Source organism: Mycobacterium florentinum, from assembly GCF_010730355.1.
Taxonomy (GTDB): domain Bacteria; phylum Actinomycetota; class Actinomycetes; order Mycobacteriales; family Mycobacteriaceae; genus Mycobacterium; species Mycobacterium florentinum.
Window position 1 is genome coordinate 4042316 of record NZ_AP022576.1, and the last position, 25122, is coordinate 4067437.

Genomic DNA, 25122 nt, shown 5'->3' on the forward strand with positions numbered 1-25122 from the left:
TCAGCGCTGCGTCACCCTGGAGTGCAGGTACAGCCTGAGTTGTTCGCCGTACGAGCTGAGCGAATCGGCGGTGAGCATCTCGAGGTGCGTGCTGTCGACCGAGTACGTGGCGATTTCGCCGCCGACATACGGCCGCCAAAGCCGTTGCTGGGACCGAGCCGCCCGGCCGGTTCGCAGTCCGCGCCACCGTGTCCGTCCTCGCTCGTTCTCGTTTCTTCCCCGGGCCGCGGCGAAGATGACCATGTCGCCGTCGAACACCCCGGGCACGTGGTCCAGCAGATGCAGCTGGTTCGTCTTGACGCTGTGCACCATGAGCTCGAGTAGCCGCTGGGGCGGCAGCGGGAAATCGGCCCCGTGCTGTTGCACTAGTTCCTCGGCCCGCAGGTAGTTCAGCGGCTCGGACTGCTCGGGGATGTCGATCCGGTTGGTCCGCAACAGGTGTACCAGGAGGTGGCTTTCGTCCAGCGTCTGATTCTTTGCGGCGGCCCGGTTGGCGCTCAGTTTCGCGATGAACTTGCTGGCGCTGAATACCGGGTCGATCAGTACCAGGCTCTGGACAACCTGCCCGCGTCGCTGCAGCTCGATCGCGAGTTCGTGGGCGACGACGCCGCCGAAGGACCAACCGAGCAGCCGGTAGGGCCCCTCGGGGTAGCGGGCTTGGATGCGGTCCGCGTAGTTTGCCGCCATCCCGCGAATCGACACCGGCTCGGCTTCGCCGTCCTGCGAGATCTGGTTGATCCCGATGATCGGGCAATCGACGTACTCGCCCAGCGCGCGATACGACCAGCTCAGTCCGAGGCCGTCGTGAATGCAGCACAGCGGAGCGCCGGTGCCCTCCTGGAACACCTCGACTCCGACCACCTCCGAGGCGCTGTCCTGCGTGCCGAGCTGTTCGCTGAGATTTCTCACCGACGGGGCGTAGAACATGGTCCGTACCGGAAGGTGAACATTGAGGGCCGCGTTGACCGCGGCGATCACCCGCATCGCCGAGAGCGAATCGCCACCGAGGTCGAAGAAGGAGTCGTCGACCCCGACCCGGTCGATCCCCAGCACCCGCGCGTAGATGCCGGCGATGACCTGCTCGGTATCGGTGCGCGGGGGCTGGAAGGGCGTGGCGGCGAACACCGGTGCCGGCAGCGCCTTGCTGTCGATCTTGCCCGACGAGGTCAACGGGAACTCCTCGAGCACCACGATCTGAGCCGGCAACATGTACTCCGGCAACCGCGCGCTCAACTGCTGGCGCACCGCGCTTACCTCCATGTTCGTGTTCGGGTTGTTGGCGTGGGCGCCGCGCTGGTGCGCGTCGGTGCGGGGCAGATAGAGGTCGGTCAGCGCGGCACCGGCGGAGATGAGGAAGACGGCGTCCAGGGTGCCGGGCTCGGCACCCCAGGTCACCGCGACGTGGTAGCCGGCGTTTTCACCAAGGCGGTGCAGCTGTTCGGGCGTGACGCTGTCGGGGGCCGTCGCGGGCGGGATCAGCGCGTCGGCCAGGGGCAGCCCGTCGGCCAGCGCGTGTTCGATGCGGACGTCGCCGACCAGTCCCGCGCGCGGGATATCGGCGACGCGCACGGTCGGGGGACGTAGCGAGGCCAGCCGGGAGTGCAGGCCGAGCAGGCCCGCGCATTCGGTCCAGGTCCAGGTGGGTGCGGTGGCCATGGACCGTACCGGGGCGGGGGTCTTGCGGATGACGACGTCGTAGCGGTACCGGTTGAGTTCGTTGTCGGCCAGTCCGCGTTTGACTTGGATGTCGAGTCCGGCCGCCGCCGCGTGACGGTCGGCCCAGGTGGTGAAAAAGTCTGGCGCCAAAAGCAATTCGGGCTCGCTGACCACGGCGCGGTGGACCCGTTGGCGGATCTCGGCCGCGTCGGCGGTGGTGGTACGGGCGAGCGCGACCCCGGTTTGGAAGGCGTCCTGCAGGGTGTGGTTACGGATGTCGCCGAGGAACACCGCGCCGCCCGGTGCGAGCAGCTCCATGGCGGTGTCGATCAGGTCGGCCAGGTATGCCGCGTTCGGGAAGTACTGGACGACCGAGTTGACGATGATGGTGTCGAAGTAGCCCTGCGGCAGCCCCTCGGTGACGTGGGCGGGCCGGGCCAGCAGCTCGACCCGATCACGCCACGGGATCCGCAAGTGCTCCAGCGAGCGCGCGAGGTTGTCGATCACCACCGCCGACATGTCGGTGGCGACATAGCGCTCACACTGCGAGGCGATCTGCGACAGCAGCAGCCCGGAACCGGCGCCGATCTCCAAAACTCGCCGGGGCCGCAGGGCCATGATCCGATTCACCGTGGCCGCACGCCACTCGAACATCTCCTCGAGCGGAATCGGCTCCCCGGTGTAGCTGCTGTTCCAGCCGCGGAAGTCCATGCCGAATTGCGGTACTCCGTCGTGTCCGTCGTACAGGTCGTCGTACAGGCCCTGCCACTGGCCGACGATTTCGGCGTCGTGGTCGGCGGTGCTGGTGCGCCGCAAGGTGATGTACGCGACGAGGTTCTCGCCGGCATTGCCGTGATGCACGCTGGTGACGGCCTGGGTGACCTCCGGGCACGCGAGTAGCGCGCTTTCGATTTCGCCGAGTTCGATGCGGTAGCCGCGGATCTTGACCTGCTCGTCGGCGCGCCCGACATAACGCAACTGCCCGTCGGCGCCCCACGACACCAGATCCCCGGTGCGGTACATCCGTGCTCCCGGTCCGCCGAAGGGGCAGGCCAGGAACCGGGACGCGGTCAGGTCCGGCCGGCGCACATATCCGTCCGCCAGCCCGGCGCCGGCCACGTACAACTCACCGACCACCCCGACCGGCACCTGGCGTAACCACTTGTCCAACACGAAGAACGCCAGATGCGCCAGCGGCTCGCCGATGGGGCTGATAGTGCTGTCTACGTCTCCGTCGACGAGTTCCCGGAACGAGGCGTGCACCGTCGTCTCGGTGATGCCGTACATGTTGATCAGTCGCGGCGACCCCGGATGACGTTGCAGCCAGGTCCGAAGGCGTTGCGGCTCAAGGGCTTCACCACCGAACACCACGGTCTGAAGCTGGAGTTGTTTGGCGAGCTCGGGTGAGAGCGCATCGGCCGTTTGCAGCGCGTAGAACGCCGTCGGGGTGCGGCTCAGCACGCCAACGCGCTCGGCCACCAGCAGGGCGTGGAAGTCCTCGGGCGACCGGGCCACCGATTCGGGCACCACCACCAACCGCCCGCCGTGCAACAGCGCGCCCCAGATCTCCCACACCGAGAAGTCGAATGCCAGCGAATGGCATTGCGTCCATACCTGTTCCATCTCCAGCTCGCCCGCCAAGGAGTGCAGCAGCTGGGTGACGTTGCGGTGCGGGACGGCCACACCCTTGGGCGTGCCGGTGGTGCCCGACGTGTAGATCATGTAGGCGATGTCATCGGGGTCCGGCATTGGTAGCGGGTTGCACGGACAAGCGGAGATACGCGGATCGTCGACCGACACCACGGCCAGGTCGTATCCGTCGAGCCGGTCGGACAGCGCGACGGTGGTGATCGCCGCGACCGGTTTGGCGTCGGCAATCATGAATCCGATCCGGGCGTCGGGGTGAGCCGGATCGATCGCCAGGTAGGCCGCTCCGGTCTTCAGCACCGCCAGTATCGCGATGATCGCCTCGGTGGATCGGGTAAACAGCAGTGCCACAGCCTGTCCCGGTCCCGCCCCGTGCGCGGTCAACAGATGCGCCAACCGGTTCGCGTCCTCCTCGAGTTCGCGATACGTCATCGACAGGCCCGCGAAGGTCACCGCCAGCGCGCCCGGCGTGCGCGTCACCTGATCGGCCCACCTCGCCGGGATCGACTCGGCGGGCAACGCGGGCCGGCTCAACACCGCCCGGTTTCCCCAATTGTCCAGGCGCGCATACTCGTCGGCGTCGAGCAGATCCGCCGACGAGAGTCGCCGGCTGGTGTCGGTTGTCATGGCCACCAACACGCGTTGCAGTCGCTCGATCAGCGCGGTGATGGTGGCCGCGTCGAACACGTCGGTGCGATATTCGACCGTCCCGCCGATCCCGGCGGCCGCACCGGCCTCGTCCCAGTGTTCGGCAAGGTGGAACACCAAATCCATTCGGGCGGTTTGGGTGTCCATCGGCAGCTGGGTGACGTGTAGATCATCCAAGACCAATCCGCTGTCGGGACCGACGTGGTGCGCCGGGGCGCTCTGCCAGGCCAGCATCACCTGGATCAGCGGGTGATGAGTCAGGGAGCGGGTGGGATTGATCCGCTCCACCAGGACTTCGAACGGCACGTCTTGGTGTTCGTAGGCGGCCAGGCTGCGGCGACGAACCTGGGCCAGCAGTTCGGCAAAGGTGGGATCGCCGGCCACGTCGACGCGCAGCACCAGGGTATTGACGAAGAAGCCGACCAGCTCGTCGAGTGCGGGGTCGCGCCGTCCGGCGATCGGGAAGCCCACGGCCACATCGGAACTGGTGCCGACCGCCGCGAGCAGCGCCGCCAGGGCGGCCTGGATCACCATGAAGCTGGTCGCGTTGTGCTCACGGGCTATCTCGCGGATGCGCTGTTGCAGCTCGGCCGGCCACTGCAGCGCGACGTTGGAGCCGCGGTAGTCGGCGACCAGCGGGTAGGGCCTATCGGTGGGCAGTTGCAACCGTTCGGGCATTCCGGCCAGCGCGTGTTCCCAGTAGGCCAGCTGGGCGGCAATCGGGCTATTGGCATCGGCCAGATCGCCGAATTGCTTACGCTGCCAAAGTGTGTAGTCGACGTACTGCACCGCCAACGGCGCCTGTTGCGGGTCCCGGCGTTGCCGCCGAGTCCGATAGGCCTCGCCGATATCCCTGGCCATCGGCGCCAGCGACCACCCGTCAAAGGCAATGTGGTGCACCACAATCCCGACGAAGTACTCCTCGGGGCCCACCGAGTAGATCTGTGCGCGAATCGGGATCTCGGCCGACAAATCGAACCGGTATTTCGCCAGTGCCACCATTTCGGAGACCATGTGGTGTCGCGCCAGCGGTACCACCGCGTCGCGGCCGCGCCGCCACAGTCCCGGCTCTGTCGGTAGCACCTCTTGGTATGGCACGCCGTCGATTTCGACGAAGACGGTGCGCAGCGATTCATGGCGGGCGATGACGTCGTCGAGGGCCGCGTCCAGCGCCTCGATATCCAGTGCCCCGCTGATCCGGAACGCCGTCGGCATGTTGTAGGTCGCCACCCCGCCCTCGAACCGGTACAGGAACCACAACCGGGACTGCGCGAACGACAGCGGAACCAGCGCCGGCCGCGGGCCGGCGACCAGCGGCGTACGCCGGCCGGCCCGGTCGGCGCCGATGCGGGGCGCCAGCGCGGCGATGGTGGGTGCGTCGAACAGGGTGTGCACCTCGAGGTCCGCGTCGAGAGCGGAGTTGATGGCGGTGATCAGGCGCATCGCTGACAGAGAATCGCCGCCGAGGTCGAAGAACGACTCGTCGGTGCCGACGCGCTCGAGTGTGAGGACCTGGCTGTAGATGCCGGCCAGGATTTCCTCGACGGCGTTGGTGGGGGCGCGGTAGTTGCCGGCGACCTGGTAGTCCGGGGCAGGCAACGCGCGAACATCGAGTTTGCCGTTTGTCGTCAGCGGCAAGGTCTCGAGCACGATGATGGCGGCCGGGATCATGTAGGCGGGGAGCTTGTCGGCCAACGCGTTTCGTAACGCGGCCGGGTCGGCGGTTCCGGTGACATACCCGGTCACGCGGGTGGTGCCCGTCGCGTCCTCGCTGGTGATCGCGGCGGCTTGGTCGACACCATCCAAACTGGCCAGGGCCGTTTGGATTTCACCGAGCTCGATTCGGTAGCCGCGGATCTTGACCTGCTCGTCGGCGCGCCCGATGTAGTCCAGCTGCCCATCGGGATGCCAGCGCACCAGGTCGCCGGTGCGATACATTCGGGCACCGCGTTCGCCGAATGGGCAGGCCACAAACCTCGATGCGGTCAGCTCCGACCGGCGCAGGTATCCGCATGCCACGCCGTCTCCGGCGACATACAACTCACCGACCACCCCGATGGGGACCGGGCGCAGCCAGTCGTCGAGCACGAAAAGCGCTGCGGTCGAGACCGGCCCGCCGATGGGCGCCGCCCCCGTCCCCGCGGTGAGCGGCGCGCTCATCGAGGCGTAGACGGTGACTTCGGTGGGGCCGTAGGCGTTGATCACCACGCGGCCATCCGCCCACTGATCCACGACATCGGCGGGGCAAACTTCCCCGCCCAGCAGCACTGCCACCGATTCCAACTGGCTGGGCATCAATGCGGCTGCGGCTGAAGGGGTTTGGGTCAGGACAGTGACTCCCTCGTCGACCAGCAGCCTTTGGAAGTCGCCGGGTGAGGTGGTCACCGACTCCGGGACCACGACGAGTCGCCCACCACCGAGCAGGGCGGCCCAGATCTCCCATACCGAGAAGTCGAAGCCGTAGGAGTGACATTGCGTCCACACCTGTGCCAGTGGCAGGTGTGCGGGTGTCGAATTGGCCAGGTGTGCCAGGTTACGATGGCTCACCGCAACACCTTTGGGGACCCCGGTGGTGCCCGAGGTGTAGATCAGGTACGCGATACCGTCGGGCGAGGGGGGCGCTACAGCCGTGTCGGGCTGGGTGCTCACGACAGGGTCATCGACATCGACGATCGGCAGGTCGTATCCGTCCAGTCGTGGACGCAGATCGTCGACGGTCACTGCGGCGATCGGTGCCGCGTCGGCGAGCATGAACCCGATCCGCTCGTCCGGCAGGGCCGGGTCGATCGCCAGATAGGCGGCCCCCGTCTTGAGTACCGCAAGCATCGCGATGACGGCCTCGGGCGAGCGCGAAAACAGCAGCGCCACCGCCTGTCCCGGACCAGCACCCTGGCCGGCGAGCAGGTGTGCCAACCGGTTGGCGGCCTCGTCCAGTTCTCGATAGGTGTGTGAGCTGCCCTGGAAGCTCACCGCCACCGCGCCCGGGTCGCGCTGCACGTGTTCGGCGAACAATTCCGGGATCGACACCGGCGCGGGCGCGCGTCGGGCCAACGTCGTCCGGTTGCCCACCTCATCCATCAGCGCCTGCTCGTCGGAGTCCAACAGCTGAATCGACGACAACCTGCGGGTGGGCGCGGTGACCATGGCCAGCAGCACCTCGTGCAGCTGCAGGATGAGTGTGTCGATGCCGTCCGCGGCGAACACGTCGGTGTTGTATTCGATCCGCAGGCCGAGCTCGTTGCCGGGCATGGCTTGCAGCGTCAGCGGGTAGTGGTTGTATTCGCGCGCCGTCACCTCGGTGATCGCCAGCCCGTCGAGGCCGGCCAGGTTGGCGGCGTCGACGGGGTAGTTCTCGAACACGAACAGCGTGTCGAAGAGTTGGTCGTGGCCCGTGACGCGATGGATCTCGGATAGCGCCAGGTGCTGATGCTCGAGGGTGTGGTTGTTGGCGCGGTGCAGTTGGTCGAGCAGCCCGGCGGTTGTGGTCAGCGGCGTGCAGTTGGCCCGCACCGGAACGGTGTTGATCAGCAGGCCCACCATCGAGTCGGCGCCGGGGAGTTCGCTGGGACGGCCGGAGACCGCGGTGCCGAAGGCGACGTCGTGCAAGCCGGTCAGCCACATCAGCAGTTGCGCCCAGCCGGCCTGCAAGACGGTGTTGAGGGTGGTGTGATGTGCGCGAGCCAGCTCGCCCAGCGACGTGGTCATCTTTTCGCTGACGCGAGACGTTTGTACCCCTCGTCGCCCCAACCCGATTCGCGCCGGTGGGCCCACCAGGGTGGGAATCTCGAAGTCCGCGAACACTTCTCGCCAGGCCGCCCGCGCCGCATCGATGTCCCGTTCGGCCAGCCAGGTCACGAAGCGGCGGTAGGGCGGGGCTGCGGGGAGTCGGTGCCCGAAGTAGCTGGCGAAGATCTCCTGCGCCAGGATCGGCAGCGACCAGCCGTCGAGCACGATGTGGTGGTTGGTGAGCACCAGGCGATGACGGTCGTTCGCGGTGCGGATCAAGGCGACCCGGAATGCCGGTGGCTGCGTCAGATCGCAGACCGCGGCGCGTTCGGCGGCGGCCATCCGCTCGAGCGACTGCACATCATCGCCGAGCTCGAGGTATTGCCACGCCGGCACCGGATCGCCCGGGATGATCTGAATCGGTTCGTCGAACTGACGGCAGAATCGGGCGGCCAGGTTGGGGTGGCGGCCGACCAGGGTGTGCACGGCCTGGTGCAGCCGGTCGGGGTCCAGCGGGCCGGTGATGGTGATGCCCAGCTGCATCGCGTAGACATCGTCGGTGTTGCCCTGGATTGTGTTGGCGTGGAACAGCAGTCCCTGCTGCAGCGGAGTGAGCGGCAAGATATCGGCGGCGCGGTCCTGTTGGCACAGCTCGTCGATCTGCTGCTGGCTCAGCCGGGCCGGGACGATATCGGAAGGGGTCAGTCCGCCGCCGCCGCGCTGGACATGAGCGCAGATTCCCGCCAGCGCGTCGAACCAGAGCTCACTGAGCCGGCCGATCTGCGGTCCGTCGATCGTCGAAGGTGCCCAGGTCCAGGTGGCGTTCAGGCGTGGGCCGGTGTCGGTGTCGAGGGTGCTGGCATTGAGCTCGACGGTGTGTCCCAACGGCATTGGGATCGCCGAGGACGCCGCGGCCATCGAGAGACCGTCCCGGCTGATCTGCCACAAGTCGTCGGAGAGTTCGGCCGCGCCGCCGAGTCGTCCGAGATAGTTGAACCCGATCGCCGGGTCGGTCCCGGTCAGGTCCACCTCGGGGTTGAGGTAGCGCAGCAGACCGTAGGTGAGTCCGTCGGGCAGGGCGCGCAGTTGTTCCTTGGCCCTCTTGACCAGCGCACCCAGCGCCGACTCGCCGGCGAGCACCTGCGCCCAGGTCAGGTCGCCAACGTTCAGTGCCACCGGGTATTTCGTCGTGAACCAGCCCACGGTGCGCGACAGGTCCACATCGCCGGCCAGTTCTTCGTAGCGGCCGTGGCCTTCGACGTCGATGCAGATCGGCTCGCCGCCGGTGTCCAGAAATTCCGCCCAGGCCAACCCGAACGCGATCAACAGAATGTCCTGCACGCCGGCGCGGAACGCCGCGGGTACCTCGCCCAGCAGCATTCGGGTGGTCTCGGCGTCCAGCTGTACCGACATCTGACCGGCACTGGCGTAGGTGTCGAGCTCGGGGCGGGGCGCGGGCAGTGCGGCCGGAACCGCCTGCACGTGGGTCCAGGTCGCGGCATGCTCGACGACGTCGGCGGCGCGGGCGTGTTCGGCCAGCAGTGACGACCACCGGGAGAACGATGTTCCGCCCGCAGGCAGCGCGATTGGCTGCCCATTGTGCAGCTGACCCCAGGCGATGTTGATGTCCTCCAACAGGATTCGCCACGACACCGCATCGACGGCCAGGTGGTGGATGATCAGCATCAGCTGGCCGGTGCAGCTGGCCCACACCGCGCTCAGCATGGTTCCGGTGGCCGGGTTCAACTGCGCTCGTGCCTGCGCCAGGTCCGCTTCGGACAGTTCGTCCACGGAGTCCAGGCAGGCGCGGACATCCACCGAGCCGACCTCGGGCACCTGCAGCGAACCGTCGTCGTCGACGCGCAGCCGCAACATGGCGTGCCGATCCACCAACGCCTGCAGAACCACCACCACGGCGTCCTCGGTCACCGCGGCGGGTGCCTGCACCACCATTGCCTGGTTGAAATCCTCGACCGGACCATCGATGTCCAGCAGCCAGCGCATGATCGGGGTGGCCACCACGGGCCCGATTCCCGCGTCGGCCACCGCGCTTTCGTTTGCTACCCTGGCAACCTGGGCCAGCCGGGCCACGGTCTGCTCGACGAAAATGTCACGCGGCCGGCACAACACACCGGCCGCCCGGGCCCGGGCGACCACCTGCATCGACAAAATGCTGTCCCCGCCCAAGTCGAAGAAGGAGTCGTCGACTCCGACCCGCTCGACGCCGAGGACTTGTGCGTAGATCGTGGCCAGGATTTCCTCGGTCGCGGTCCCCGGGGCGCGGTACCGATCGCCATCGCGGTATTCCGGTGCCGGCAAGGCGCGGGTGTCGAGTTTGCCGTTCACCGTCAGGGGCAGCGCGTCGATCAGCACGACGGCCGACGGGACCATGTACGGCGGGAGCAGATCGGCCAGCGACGCGCGTACCGCGGCGGGCTCGGCGGTGCCGGTGATGTAGCCGACCAAGCGGGCAGTGCCGGGCCGATCCTCGCGGGTCACCACCACCGCCTGATCCACGCCGTCCAAACCGGCTAGGGCTGAACGTATTTCGCCGAGCTCGATACGGTACCCGCGAATCTTGACCTGCTCGTCGGCGCGCCCGATGTAGTCGAGTTGTCCATCGGCTCGCCAGCGCGCCAAGTCTCCGGTGCGATACATCCGCGATCCGGGTCCGCCGAACGGGCACGCGACGAATCGTGACGCGGTGAGCTCGCCTCGTCCGAGGTATCCGCACGCCACGCCGTCACCGGCGATGTACAGCTCGCCGACCACACCGATGGGCACGGGGCGCAACCACCCATCGAGGACGAACAGAGCTGCCGTCGATACCGGCGCACCGATCGGGACTACGGCGGTGCGCGGCGTCAATGGCGCGCTCATCGACGCGTACACGGTGGCCTCGCTGGGGCCGTAGGCGTTGATCACGACGCGGCCGTTCGCCCATTGCTCCACCACCTCGGCCGGGCAGGGCTCCCCGCCGAGCAGCAACGCCGTCGACTCCAACTGCTGCGGAGCCAATGCCACGACCGCGGAAGGGGTTTGGGTCAGCACGTTGACGTGCTCGCGCACCAGCAAGGCGTGGAAGTCTTCCGGTGAGGTCGTCACCGACTCGGGTACCACGACGAGTCGCCCACCACCGAGCACGGCGGCCCAGATCTCCCACACCGAGAAGTCGAACGCATACGAGTGGCACTGCGTCCACACCTGCGCGTCCGGCAACTCTCGGGGCGTCGACTCCGCCAGGTGCGCCAGGTTGCGGTGCGTGACCACCACCCCCTTGGGAGTGCCGGTGGTGCCCGAGGTGTACACGAGGTACGCGATCTCGTCGGCGGCAGGTACCGGTAGTGCGGTGACGGGCTGGACGTCCACGGCGGGGTCGTCGCAATCGATCACCGCAAGGTCGTACCCCTCCAGCCGTTGGTGCAGCTGCCGGGTGGTGATCGCGGCGGTCGGCGCGGCGTCGGTGAGCATGAAACCGACTCGTACGTCGGGCAGTGCGGGATCGATCGCCAGGTAAGCCGCGCCCGTCTTGAGCACGGCCAGCATCGCCACGATCGCCTCGGCCGATCGCTCCATCACGAGCGCCACACACTGTCCGGTCCGCACGCCGTTCGCAGCCAGCAAGTGCGCCAACCGGTTCGAGGCCTCGTCAAGGCCGCGGTACGTCAACGAGCGGCCCTCGAACGTGATGGCCAGCGCCTCGGGCGCCCGGGCGGCGCGCTCGGCGAACAGCGCCGGGACCGACTTCGCGGCCGCTGCGGGCCGGGTCAACACCGCCCGGTTGCCGATCTCGTCGAGGCGGGCCCGTTCGCCGGAATCCAACAGCCGGATCGAGGAGAACCGCCGGGTGGGGTCGTCGGTCAGCGCGTCGAGTACCCGCTCGAAGCGCTGGACCAGGGTGCGGATGCTGTCGGCGTCGAACACGTCGGTGCGGTATTCCACCGTCCCGGAGATCCCGGCGGGCTCGCCGGCGCGGGTCCAACGTTCGACGAGAGAAAACGCCAAATCCATTCGTGCGGTGCGGGTGTCGATCGGCAGCGGGGTGACTTGCACCTCGCCCAACGCCAGCGCCGAGGCGGGGTCGTCACCGTATAGGTTCTGCCAACCCAGCATCACCTGGATAAGCGGGTGATGGGTAAGGCTGCGGGTGGGGTTGAGGCGTTCGACGAGGACTTCGAAGGGCACGTCCTGGTGTTCGTAGGCGGCCAGGCTGCGCTGTCGGACCTGGGCCAGCAGCTCGGCGACAGTGGGATCGCCGTCGACCTCGACGCGCAGCACCAGGGTGTTGACGAAGAAGCCCACCAGCTCGTCGAGTGCCGCGTCGCGGCGCCCGGCGATCGGGAAGCCCACGGCCACATCGGAACTCGCGCTGACGGCCGAGAGCAGCACGGCCAGCGCGGCCTGGACCACCATGAAGCTGGTCGCGTTGTGCTCGCGGGCCAGCCCGCGCACCCGCTGCTGCAATTCGGCCGGCCACTCGATGTCCACGGTGGCGCCGTGCTGGTCGGCCACCGGCGGGTAGGGCCGATCGGTGGGCAGTGTCATGCGCTCGGGTATGCCGGCCAGGGCGTCTTCCCAGTAGACCAGCTGGGCGGCGATCGGGCTGCCGACGTCGTCGAGGCGACCGAACTGCTTGTGTTGCCACAGCGTGTAATCGGGGTATTGCACCGGCAATTGCGTCCAGCGCGGCGCTTCTCCTGCACACCGCGCGGCATAGGCCGCGCCCAGATCGCGTACCAGCGGAGCGACCGACGATCCGTCGGCGGCGATGTGATGCACCACGCCCACCAGGACATGTTCGTCCCTGGCGAGGCGGAAAAGCGTTGCCCGTAAGGGAATCTCGCTGGTCAAATCGAATGTGTAGCGCGTTGCGGCCTCGATCGCCGCGTCTTGCTTCGACGCGGCCCAGTGTCTGGAATCAACTACTTGCCAATCGAACTCGGCTTGCTGGGCGTCCACCACCACTTGTTGAGGGACGCCGTCCGGTGCCACAAACAGGGTTCGCAGGCTCTCGTGGCGGGCGACGACGTCGGCGATCGCGGCACCCAGCGCGGCGACATCAAGTCTTCCGGTCAGCCGCAGCGCGACCGCCATGTTGTAGACCGGCGACGGGCCCTGCAATTGATCGAGGAACCACAACCGGGATTGGGCAAAGGACAATGGCACCACGGCGGGTCGCTCGCCGGCTGTCAGCGGTTCCAGCCAGCCTCGGCCGGTGCCGATGCGTGGTGCCAACCGGGCGATCGTGGGAGCGTCGAACAGGGTGTGTACTTGCAGGCCAGCGTCGAGGCCGGAGTTGATCGTGGCGATCAGGCGCATCGCCAAGAGGGAGTCGCCGCCGAGGTCGAAGAAAGAGTCGTCGACGCCGACCTGCTCGACACCGAGGACTTGCGCGTAGATGCCGGCAAGAATCTCCTCGATCGCGGTGGCCGGGGCGCGGTAATCACCGCCGATGCCTTGGTATTCGGGTGCCGGGAGGGCGCGGATGTCGAGTTTGCCGTTGGGTGTCAACGGCAGTGCGTCGAGAGCGACCAATGCGGCCGGCACCATATAGGACGGCAGCCGCTCGACCAACGCGCTGCGCAGTGCGGCTGTGTCCGCGGATCCGGTGATGTAGCCGACGAGCCGTTTGGCGCCGGGCCGGTCCTCGCGGGTGATGACGACGGCTTGCTCGACGCCATCGAGGTTGGTGAGGGCCGTTTGGATTTCGCCGAGTTCGATGCGGTAGCCGCGGATCTTGACCTGCTCGTCGCCCCGGCCGAGGTAGTCGAGTTGGCCGTCGGCGCGCCAGCGCACCAGATCACCGGTGCGATACATCCTGGCGCCGGGCTCCCCGTACGGGCAGGCGACAAATCGGGACGCGGTCAGCGCGCCGCGGCCGAGATATCCGCACGCCACCCCGGCACCGGCGACATACAACTCGCCGACCACACCGGGCGATACCCGGCGCATCCAGCCGTCCAGCACGAACAGGGCCGCGGTCGAGACCGGCCCGCCGATGGGCGCCGCCCCCGTCCCCGCGGTGAGCGGCGCGCTCATCGAGGCGTATACGGTGGCTTCGGTGGGGCCGTAGGCGTTGATCACCACCCGGTTGGGAGCCCACTGATCGACCACCTCGCCAGTGCAAGCTTCCCCGCCCAGCAGCACCGCGACCGACTCCAAACCCTGCGTGGTCAATGCGGCTGCGGCCGAGGGTGTTTGGGTGAGCACATTGACGCTTTCACGCACCAGCAGGTCGTGGAAGTCCTGCGGCGAGCTGGTCACCGCCTCGGGTACCACGAGGAGTCGCCCGCCACCGAGCAGGGCGGCCCAGATTTCCCAGACCGAGAAGTCGAAGCCGTAGGAATGGCACTGCGTCCACACCTGTGTCGCGGGGAGCGCGGCGGGTGTCGATTCGGCCAGGTGGGCCAGGTTGCGATGAGTGACCGCAACACCTTTAGGGATACCGGTGGTGCCGGAGGTGTAGATCAGGTACGCGATTTCGTCCGGCGAAGGGGCCGGTTGCGGTGCGGCGGCGGGCTGGACATCGACGGCGGGGTCGTCGATGTCGATGATCCGTAGGTCGTGACCGCGCAGCCGTGGCCGCAGTTCCGCGGTGGTCAGCGCGGCGACCGGTGCGGCATCGGCGAGCATGAACGCGATGCGGGCGCCGGGATGGGCCGGGTCGATCGCCAGATACGCCGCACCCGTCTTGAGCACCGCCAGCATTGCGACGATCGCCTCGGCCGAACGCGAAAACAGCAGCGCCACGACCTGTCCCGGCCCGGCTCCCGCACTGGCCAGCAGCTGCGCCACCCGGTTGGCGGCCTGCTCGAGCTCGCGGTAGCTGATCGAGCGGCCGTCGCAGGTGATCGCGGTCGCGTCGGGGGTGCCCGCGGCTTGCGCGGCGAATAGCTCCGGGATTGACGCGGCTGCCCCGTTGTGTCGCGTCAGCACCTCCCGGTTGCCGATCGCGTCGAGGTGGGCGTGCTCGTCGTCGTCGAGCAGCCGGATCGAGGAGAGCCGTTGGGCGGCATCGACAGTCATGGCCATCAGCACCCGTCGTAGCCGCCCGATCAGTGTCTCAATGGTTTCCGCGGCGAAGATTTCGGTGTCGTATTCGACACGTAGGCCGAGTTCGTCGCCCGGCATCGCCTGCAGGGTCAGCGGATAGTGGTTGAACTCGCGGGCGGTCAACGCGGTGATGGCCAACCCCTCGGCGAGCACCGTGGACGTGACGATCGGGTAGTTCTCGTAGACGAACAGCGTGTCGAAGAGTTGGTCGTGGCCGGCGGCACGGTGAATCTCGGTGAGCGCCAGGTGCTGGTGTTCGAAGGTGTGGTTGTTGGATCGGTGCAACTGGTCGAGCAGGTCGGCTGTCGTGGTGGCCGCGGTGCTGGTGGCCCGCACCGGCACGGTGTTGATCAGCAGGCCCACCATCGAATCGGACCCGGCCAGCTCGGCGGGGCGCCCCGAGACGGCGGTGCCGAAGGCGACATCGTGCTGGCCGGTCAGCCACATCAGCACCTGCGCCCAGCCCGCCTGCAGCACCGTGTTCACGGTGGTGTGGTGCGCACGGGCCAGCTCGCCCAGGGCGCGGGTCGCCTGCTCCGACATTGCCGAGCCGGCGACGCCGCGGGGTCCGAGCCGGACGCGGCCCGGCGGGCCCACCAGAGTGGGCGCGTCGAAGCCGGCCAACGCCTCGCGCCAAGCCGCCGCCGCGGCGCCGACGTCGCGGTCGGCCAGCCAGGCGACGAACCTGCGATACGACGCGGCCGCGGCGAGTCGCTGCCCGTAGTAGCTGGCGAAGATCTCTTGCGCCAGGATCGGCAGCGACCAGCCATCCAGCACGATGTGGTGATTCGTCAGCACACACCGGTGCAGGTCGTCGGTGGTGCGGATCAACGCTACCCGGAAGGCCGGCGGTTCGGTGAGATCGCAGACCGCGGCGCGTTCGGCGGCACAGACCTGCTGAATTCGGTCCTCGGAGTCGAGGTCGTAATACCGCCATGGCACAGCGGAATTGGCGAGCATGATCTGGACCGGCTCGTCGAACTGCCGGCTGAAGCGGGCGGTCAGGTTGGGATGACGGCCGACCACCGTGCCCACGGCCGCGCGCAGCCGGTTCGGGTCCAGCGGGCCGCTGATGGTGAGGTCCAGCTGCATCGCATACAGGTCGTCGGCATTGCCGGTGGCGGTGCTGGCGTGGAAGAGCAGCCCCTGCTGCAGCGGCGTGAGCGGCAGGATGTCGGCCACGCGGTCGTCTCGGCTCAGCTCGTCGATCTGTTGCTGGTTCAGGTGGGCCGGGACGATGTCCGACGGTGTCAGCCCGCCTCCGCCGCGGCGCACGTGGGCGCAAATCCCGTTCAGGGCCTCGAACCACAAACCGCTCAGGCGGCTGACCTGTTCGCCATCGAGCACCGATGACGCCCACGTCCAGGTCGCGTGCAAGTGTGGGCCGCTGTCGGTGTCAATGGTGCCCGCGTTGAGTTCCACGGTGTGCCCCAACGGCATTGGGATTGCCGAGGCGGTGACTGCCACCGATACGCCGTCTTGGCTGGCCCGCCACAAATCGTCGGACAGCTCGACGGCCGCGGCGCCGAGTCGACCGAGGTAGTTGAAGCCGATCGCCGGGTCGGGTCCGGTCAAGTCCGCTTCGGGGTTGAGGTAGCGCAGCAGTCCGTAGGTCAATCCGTCGGGTAACGCGCGCAACTGTTCCTTGGCGTCCTTGACCGCCGCGCCCAACGCCGACTCACCGGCGAGCACCTGCGCCCAGCTCAGGTCGCCGATGCTCAGCGCCACCGGGTATTTCGTGGTGAACCAGCCCACCGTGCGCGACAGGTCCACGTTGGCGGCCAATTCGTCATCGCGGCCATGACCCTCGACATCGATACCGACGACCGAGTCGGTGTCCAAGAACTCCGTCCAGGCCAACCCGAACGCGATCAGCAGAATGTCTTGTACGCCGGCGTGAAACGCCGCGGGCACCTCGCCCAGCAGCATGCGGGTGGTCTCGGCGTCGAGCTCGGCCGACAATTGTCCCGCACTGGCGTAGGTATCCAGCTCGGGCTGGGGTGCGGGCAGTGCGCTCGGTACCGCGGCCGCTCGCCGCCAGGCATCGGCGTGCCGCAGCACCGCCGCCGAGCGGGCGTGCTCATCGAGCAGCGACGCCCAGCGGACGAATGAGGTCCCGGTCGCCGGCAGTGCTATCGGTTGGCCACTCTGATGCTGGGCCCACGCGATGTTCAGGTCCTCCAACAGGATTCGCCATGACACCCCGTCGACCGCCAGGTGGTGAACGATCAGTACCAACTGGGACGTCGAGGTAACCCACAGCGCGCGAACCATCGAGCCGGTGCCCGGGTTCAACCGCCGCCGCGCGTCGATCAGCACCTCGTCGGAGAATGCCGCGACGGATTGCAGACAGCTTCGTGCGTCAACCGACCCGGCCTCGGGCACCTGGGGCAACCCCGCATCGTCGACGTACAGTCGCAGCATTGCGTGTCGATCCAGCAAGGCCTGCAACATGATTGCCAGGTCGACCTCGGTCACGCCGGCGGGCGCCTGCACGACGACGGTTTGGTTGAACTGCTCGACCGGGCCGTCGACGTTCTGCAGCCAGCGCATGATCGGGGTGGCCGGCACCGGTCCGATACCTTCGTCGACGACGACTGTATCTGCGCCGACCACGCCGGCCACTCGGGCCAGCCGGGCCACGGTCTGCTCGACGAAAATGTCACGCGGACGGCACAACACACCGGCCGCCCGCGCCCGGGCAACTACTTGCATGGACAAGATGCTGTCGCCACCGAGGTCGAAGAAGGAGTCGTCGATGCCGACGTGTTCGAGACCAAGGACTTGGGCGTAGATGCCGGCCAGAATCTCTTCGATCGCGTCGGTGGGGGCGCGGTAGTGATCGGCGTCGTGGTAGTCGGGCGCCGGTAGCGCGCGAGTGTCGAGTTTTCCGTTGACGGTCAGCGGCAGCGCATCGAGGACGACGATCGCCGACGGGACCATGTAGGCCGGAAGCTGTTCGGCCAGCGCGGCGCTCAGCTGGGCCGGATCGGCGGCGCCGGTGACGTAGGCGATGAGCCGGGTGGTGGCGCGGTCGTCGCGGGTGATGACGACGGCTTGCTCGACGCCGCCGAGGCCGGCGAGGGCGGTCTGGATTTCGCCGAGTTCGATGCGGTAGCCGCGGATCTTGACCTGATCGTCGGCCCGGCCGAGGTAGTCGAGTTGACCGTCGGCGCGCCAGCGCACCAGGTCGCCGGTGCGATACATGCGCGCACCGGATTCGCCGTAGGGGCAGGCAATGAATCGCGACGCGGTCAACCCGGCCCGGCCGAGGTATCCGCACGCCACACCCGTGCCGGCGACGTACAACTCGCCGACCACCCCGGCCGGTACCGGGCGCAGCCAGGGATCCAGGACGAACAGGGCCGAGGTGGCCACGGGGGCGCCGATCGGCGCGGCGCCCGAACCCGCCGCGAGCGGGCTGCTCATCGAGGCGTACACGGTGGCCTCGGTGGGGCCGTAGGCGTTGATCATGGTCCGGCCGGGCGCCCACTGATCGACCACCTCGGCGGGGCAAGCTTCCCCGCCGAGCAGCAGCGACACGGACTCCAAACCGTCCGGTGGTAATGCCGCTGCAGCCGAGGGGGTTTGAGTGAGCACGTTGACGCGTTCGGCAACCAGCAAGGCGTGGAAGTCTTGCGGTGAGGTGGTCACCTCCTCGGGGACGATGACCAGACGTCCGCCGCCAAGCAGGGCCGCCCAGATCTCCCACACCGAGAAGTCGAAGCCGTAGGAGTGGCACTGCGTCCACACCTGCGTCACCGGTAGCTGGCCGGGAGTCGACACTGCCAGGTGGGCCAGGTTGCGGTGGCTGACCGCAACGCCTTTGGGGACGCCGGTGGTGCCCGAGGTGTAGATCAGGTAGGCGATGTCGTCGGGCGAGGGCGCCGGAGGCGGGCTCGCGGGTTGAAGATCGACGGCGGGGTCGCCGATATCGATCACCGCAAGGTCGTACTCGCCTAGCCGCGCCCGCAGTTCCGCGGTGGTGATCGCCGCGATCGGGGCGGCGTCGATGAGCATGAACCCAATCCGCGCGTCGGGATGGGCCGGGTCGATCGGCAGATACGCCGCTCCGGTCTTCAGCACCGCCAGCATCGCGACAATCGCGTCGGCCGAGCGTGAAAACAGCAGCGCCACCGACTGTCCCGGACCAGCACCCTGGCCGGCCAACAAGTGGGCCAGCCGGTTGGCGGATTCATCGAGTTGGCGATAGGTCAGCGAACGCGAACCGAAGGTGACGGCTACCGCGTCCGGTGTGCGCCGCGCGTGCTCGCCGAAGAACTCCGGCACCGACACCGCAACCGGCGCGGGCAGCGCCAACATCGCACGGTTGCCCAAGATGTCGAGCCTCGCGTGCTCGTCGGGGTCCAACAACTGAATCGACGAAAGCTGCTGCCTCGCATCGGATGTCATCGCCGTCAGCACCCGCTCCAGCCGACCGATCAGGGCCGAGATGCTGCTTTCGTCGAAAACGTCGGTGCGGTATTCCACCCTCCCCGAGATCCCTGCGGCCTCACCGGACGCGGTGAAGCATTCGGTCAGGGAGAAGGACAAATCCATTCGCGCGGTATGGGTGTCGATCGGCAGCGCGGTGGCCTGCACATCGCCCAGCGCCAATTCGGCGGGCTGCGAGTTTTGCCAGCCCAACATCACCTGGACCAACGGGTGATGGGCCAAGCTTCGCGTGGGGTTGAGGCGTTCGACGAGAAATTCGAAGGGCACATCTTGGTTTTCGTAGGCGGCCAGGCTGCGCTGGCGCACCTGGGTCAGCAGCTCGGCGACGGTGGGGTCGCCCGTCAAATCGACGCGCAGCACCAGGGTGTTGACGAAGAAGCCCACCAGCTCGTCCAGAGCGGGGTCGCGACGTCCGGCGATCGGGAAGCCAACGGCTACATCGGAACTGGAGCTGACCGCCGACAGCAGCACCGCGAGGGCAGCCTGGGCCACCATAAAGCTGGTCGCATTGTGCTCGCGGGCCACCTCGCGCACCCGTTGCTGCAACTCGGCCGGCCATTGCACCGCAACCGTGGCCCCGCGCTGATCGGCGACCGGCGGGTGAGGCCGATCGGTCGGGAGCGCGATGCGCTCGGGCATCCCGGCCAGGGCATCACGCCAGAACGCCAGCTGGGACGCGATCGGGCTGTCGGGATCGGCCAGATCGCCGAACTGCGTGTGCTGCCAGATGGCGTAATCGACGTACTGGACCGGCAATTCGGCCCAGCCTGGCGCTTGCCCTCGGCACCGGGCGGCATACGCTTCGCCCAGGTCACGCACCAGTGGGGCGATCGACCAGCCGTCGGCGGCGATATGGTGCACCACACCCACCAGCACGTGTTCGTCGTCGTCGCGCTGGAAAAGTGTGGCCCGAAGCGGGAGTTCCGCGGACAAATCGAACGGATGAGCCACGGTGGCATCGATGGCGTCGGAGAAAAGGGCAGCCGACCATCCGGTGGAATCAACGACGCGCCAGCCGAACTCGGCCCGGTCGGCACCCACCACCACCTGCCGGGGTATGCCGTCGGGTGCCGAGAACAGGGTGCGCAGACTTTCGTGGCGCACCACCACGTCGCGCAGCGCGGCGGCCAGTGCGTCGACCTCGAGACGGCCGGCTAGCCGCAACGCCACCGCCATGTTGTAGACCGGCGACGGCCCCTGCAACTGATCCAAGAACCACAACCGCGACTGGGCAAACGACAACGGCACCAGCTCGGGCCGCTCCCGCGCGACGAGCGGCTCGCGGCGGCTCGCCCCGGTACCGAGATGGATCGCCAGCCGGGCGACGGTCGGCGCGTCGAAGAGCGTGCCCACCTTCAGGTCTGCGTCGACAAGCGTGTTGATCGCGGCGACTACTCGCATCGCGGACAGCGAATCTCCGCCCAAGTCGAAGAAGGAGTCGTCCACTCCGACCCGTTCCAGATTCAGCACTTGGGCAAAGATCCCGGCCAGGATCTCCTCGACGACCGTGGCCGGTGCCCGGTAGTGATCGGCATCGCGGTTGTCCGGTGCCGGCAAGGCACGGGTGTCGAGTTTGCCGTTGACCGTCATCGGCAACGTGTCGAGCATCAATACCGCGGACGGCACCATGTACTGCGGAAGCAGCTCGGCGAGCTGGGCACGGAGCAGCGCCGGATCGGCGGTCCCGGTGACGTATCCGACGAGGCGTTTGGCGCCCGGGCGGTCCTCGCGGGCGATCACGGCGGCCTGTTCCACGCCTTCCAAACCGGCTAGGGCCGCGCGGATTTCGCCGAGTTCGATCCGGTAGCCGCGGATTTTCACCTGCTCATCGGCGCGCCCGACATACTGCAACTGCCCGTCGGGGCCCCACCGCACCAGGTCGCCGGTGCGGTACATCCGGGCGCCGGCCCCCGCGAACGGACACGCCATGAATCGTGACGCGGTCAACCCGGCCCGTCGCCAATACCCGCACCCCACACCGCGGCCGGCCAGATACAACTCGCCGACCACCCCGACCGGCACCGGGCGCAACCAACCGTCGAGCACGAAGAACGCTGCCCCCGCAGTGGGCGAACCAATCGGCACCACATCGGTTTTCGCGGTCAGGGGTGCACTCTTGGATAACCACATCGTCGTCTCGGTGGGACCGTAGACGTTGACCATCGTCCGGCCGGGCGCCCATCGATCCACCACCTCGGGCGGGCAGGGCTCGGCGCCGATCACCAACGCCGCCGATCCCAAACCGTCGATGGAAAGCGCGGCCACCGCGGACGGGGTTTGGGTGAGAACCGTGACGCGTTCGTTGACGAGTAGCTCGTGGAAGTCTTCGGGTGAGCGGGTCATCGGCTCGGGCACCACCACGAGCCGCCCACCGTGCAGCAGCGCGCCCCAAATCTCCCACACGGAGAAGTCGAACGCATACGAGTGGAACTGCGTCCACACTTGCCCCGCGGTGAGTTCGATCCCGGTTTCCAGCGAGTCGAAGAGTTGGGTGACGTTAGAGTGAGTAACCGCGACACCTTTGGGGACACCGGTGGTGCCCGAGGTGTAGATGATGTGGGCGACGTCTTCGGGTGCGGGCGCCGGTAGCGCGGTGGCGGGTTGGGTGTCGACCGCGGGATCGCGGATATCGATCGTCGTCAGGTCATACCCGTCGAGTCGCGCGCGTAGCTCGGTGGTGGTGAGGGCGGCGATCGGCGCCGCGTCGGTCAGCATGAATTCGATCCGTGCGTCGGGGTGCGCCGGGTCGATCGGCAGATAGGCCGCCCCGGACTTCAGCACCGCGAGAATGGCGACGATGGCCTCGGCCGAACGCGAAAAGAGCAGCGCGACAGATTGTCCCGGACCCGCTCCTCGGTTGGTCAACAGGTGTGCCACCCGGTTGGCCGCCTCGTCGAGCTCGCGGTAGGTCATCGAGCGGCCGTCGAACGTGATCGCCACCGCATCGGGGGTACGCGCGGCCTGCGTGGCGAACAATGCGGGTACCGATGCCCCGGTGACGGGCCGGGTCAGCACGGCTCGGTTCCCGATCTCGTCCAGGCGGGTGTGTTCGTCGACGTCGAGCAGGTCCATCAACGACAACCTGCGGGTGGGGTCGGTGGTGGTGGACAACAGCACTCGCTGGAACTGCCGGATCAGCGTGTGGACGCTATCGGCGGTGAAGATTTCGGTGTCGTATTCGATGCGCAGGCCGAGTTCGTCGCCGGGGATGGCCTGCAGGGTCAGCGGATAGTGGTTGTTCTCGCGCGCGGTGTACCCGGTGACCGCCAATCCGTCGACGCCGAACAAGGCGGGATCGACGGGGTAGTTCTCGTAGACGAACAGGGTGTCGAAGAGTTGGTCATGGCCGGCGGCGCGGTGAATATCGGGCAGGGCGAGGTGCTGGTGCTCCAGGGTCTGGTTGTTGGCGCGGTGCAGTTGGTCGAGCAAGTCGGTTGTCGAGGTGGCCGTGGTGATGGTGGCCCGTACCGGCACGGTGTTGATCAGTAGGCCCACCATCGAATCGGACCCGTGCAACTCGGCCGGGCGGCCCGAGACCGCGGTGCCGAAGGCGACGTCGCGTTGACCGGTCAGCCACATCAACAGCTGCGCCCAGCCGGCCTGCAGCACCGTGTTGACCGTGGTGTGACGCGCGCGGGCCAGCCCAATGATGGCCCGGGCCGTGTCGGCGGGTACTCGCGACGTCACCACGTCGCGGCGCCCGAGCCCGACCCGGCCGGGTGGGGCTACCAGGGTGGGCACCTCGAAGCCGGCGAACATTTCCTGCCAGGCCGCCTCGGCGCTGTCGCGGTCTTGTTCGGTCAGCCAGGAGACGAATCGGCGATACGGCGCGGGTGCGGGGAGGCGCTGGCCGTAGTAGGTGGTGAAGATCTCTTGCAACAAGATTGGCAGCGACCAGCCGTCCAGCACGATGTGGTGATTCGTCAGCACCAACCGGTGCGTGTCGTTGCCGGTGCGGGTCAGCGCGACCCGGAACGCGGGCGGGTTGCTCAGGTCGACGACCGCGGCGCGTTCGGCGACGCTCAGCCGTTCTATCTGCTCCTCGGCATCGACTCCGTCGGCGAGTTCGAGGTATTGCCAAGCCAATACGGGATCGGCCGGGATGACCTGGATGGGCTCGTCGAACTCCGGGCAGAAGCGGGCGGCCAGGTTCGGATGGCGTTCGACCACCGTGGCGACCGCCGCGCGCAGCCGGGCGGGCTCCAGCGGGCCGCTGATGCTGATGTCCAGCTGGACCGCGTACAGCTCGCCCAAATCGCTGTTGCCATGGGTGTTCGCGTGGAACAGCAATCCCTGCTGCAGCGGGGTGAGCGGCAAGATATCGGCGATGCGGTCGCGCCGGGACAGCTCGTCGATCTGCTGCTGGCTGAGCCGGGCGGGAGCGATGTCCGACGGCGTCAAACCGCCTCCGCCGTCACGGACATGCGCGCATATCCCGGCCAGGGCGGCAAACCACAGTTGGCTCAGCCGGCCGACCTGTTGGTCGTCGAGCACCGAGGTGGCCCAGGTCCAGGTCGCGTGCAGGTGGGGTCCGATGTCTGTGTCGATGGTGCCGGCGTTGAGTTCCACGCTGTGCCCCAACGGCATTGGGATCGCGGAGGCTACGGCGGCCACCGACACACCGTCCTCGCCGATCAGCCACAGATCGTCGGAGAACTCGACGGCGCCGGCACCCAGGCGGCCGAAGTAGTTGAACCCGATCGCCGGGTCGGCTCCGGCCAGATCCACGTCCGGATTGAGGTAGCGCAGCAGCCCGTAGGTCAGACCGTCGGGCAGGGCGCGCAGCTGCTCTTTGGCGTCCTTGATCACCGCGCCTAGCGCGGGCGCACCGGCGAGCACCTGCGCCCACGACAACACACCGGCGTTCAGGGCCACCGGATACTTGGTGGTGAACCAGCCCACGGTGCGTGACAAATCCATATCGCCGGCCAGCTCGTCTTGGCGCCCATGGCCTTCCACGTCGATGCCGACCGGCGCGCCGCCGGCACCCAGAAATTCCGCACCGGCCAACGCGAATGCGATCAGCAGAATGTCTTGCACGCCAGCGTGAAACGCCGCGGGTACCTCACCCAAGAGCATCCTGGTGGTCTCGACGTCCAGATCCACCGACAGCCGTCCCGCATTGGCGTAGTTATCCAGCTCGGGCCGGGGCGCGGGCAGGATGGCCGGGGTGGCGGCCACCTGCCGCCACACCTGCGCCTGCGCCACCACCTCGGGAGCACGCGCGTGCTGATCGAGCCACGTCGCCCACCGGGCGAACGACGTCCCCGGTGCCGGCAAGGTCACCTCTTGCTCGCCACAATGCTGGACCCAGGCAAGATTGATGTCTTCCAACAGGATTCGCCAGGACACCCCGTCGACGGCCAGATGATGAATGATCAACACCAGCTCACCGATCGGCGCCACCCACAACGCGCGCAGCATCGTTCCGGTGGCCGGATCCAACCGGGCCCGCGCCTGGAGCAGCACCTCCTCGGAGAGCTGTTCCACGACGTCCAGGCAGCCGTGCGCGTCCACGGAACCGGGCTCGCGCACCCACAACGACCAACCCCCGCCGAAGTCGTCGTCGACGCGCAGCCGCAGCATCGCGTGCCGGTCGAGTAACGCCTGCAGCACCACCACGACGTCGGCTTCGGTCACCGTGACGGGGGCCTGAATGGCCACCGTCTGGTTGAACTGCTCGACGCGACCCGCCACGCCCTCCAGCCAGCGGATGATCGGGGTGGCCGGCACCTCGCCCACACCCTCATCGACGACGCCGGCGTCATCCGTTGCGACACTGGCTACTCGGGCCAGCCGGGCCACGGTCTGCTCGACGAAAATGTCACGCGGGCGGCACACCACGCCGGCCGCCCGCGCCCGCGACACCACCTGCATAGACAGGATGCTGTCGCCACCGAGGTCGAAGAAGGACTCGTCGACCCCGACTCGCTTGAG

At 67.8% G+C, this 25122-nt stretch carries 1 protein-coding gene (running past one end of the window); it reads right to left on the reverse strand.

Annotated elements, in window-relative coordinates; genetic code table 11:
• On the reverse strand, positions 1-25122 hold the 3' portion of the coding sequence (locus G6N55_RS19215; RefSeq protein WP_085224946.1) for a non-ribosomal peptide synthetase. 6036 nt of this gene lie beyond the right edge of the window; the window shows 25122 of its 31158 coding nt (coding positions 6037-31158); its start codon lies beyond the right edge, outside the window — the gene reads right to left on this strand; its stop codon occupies positions 1-3.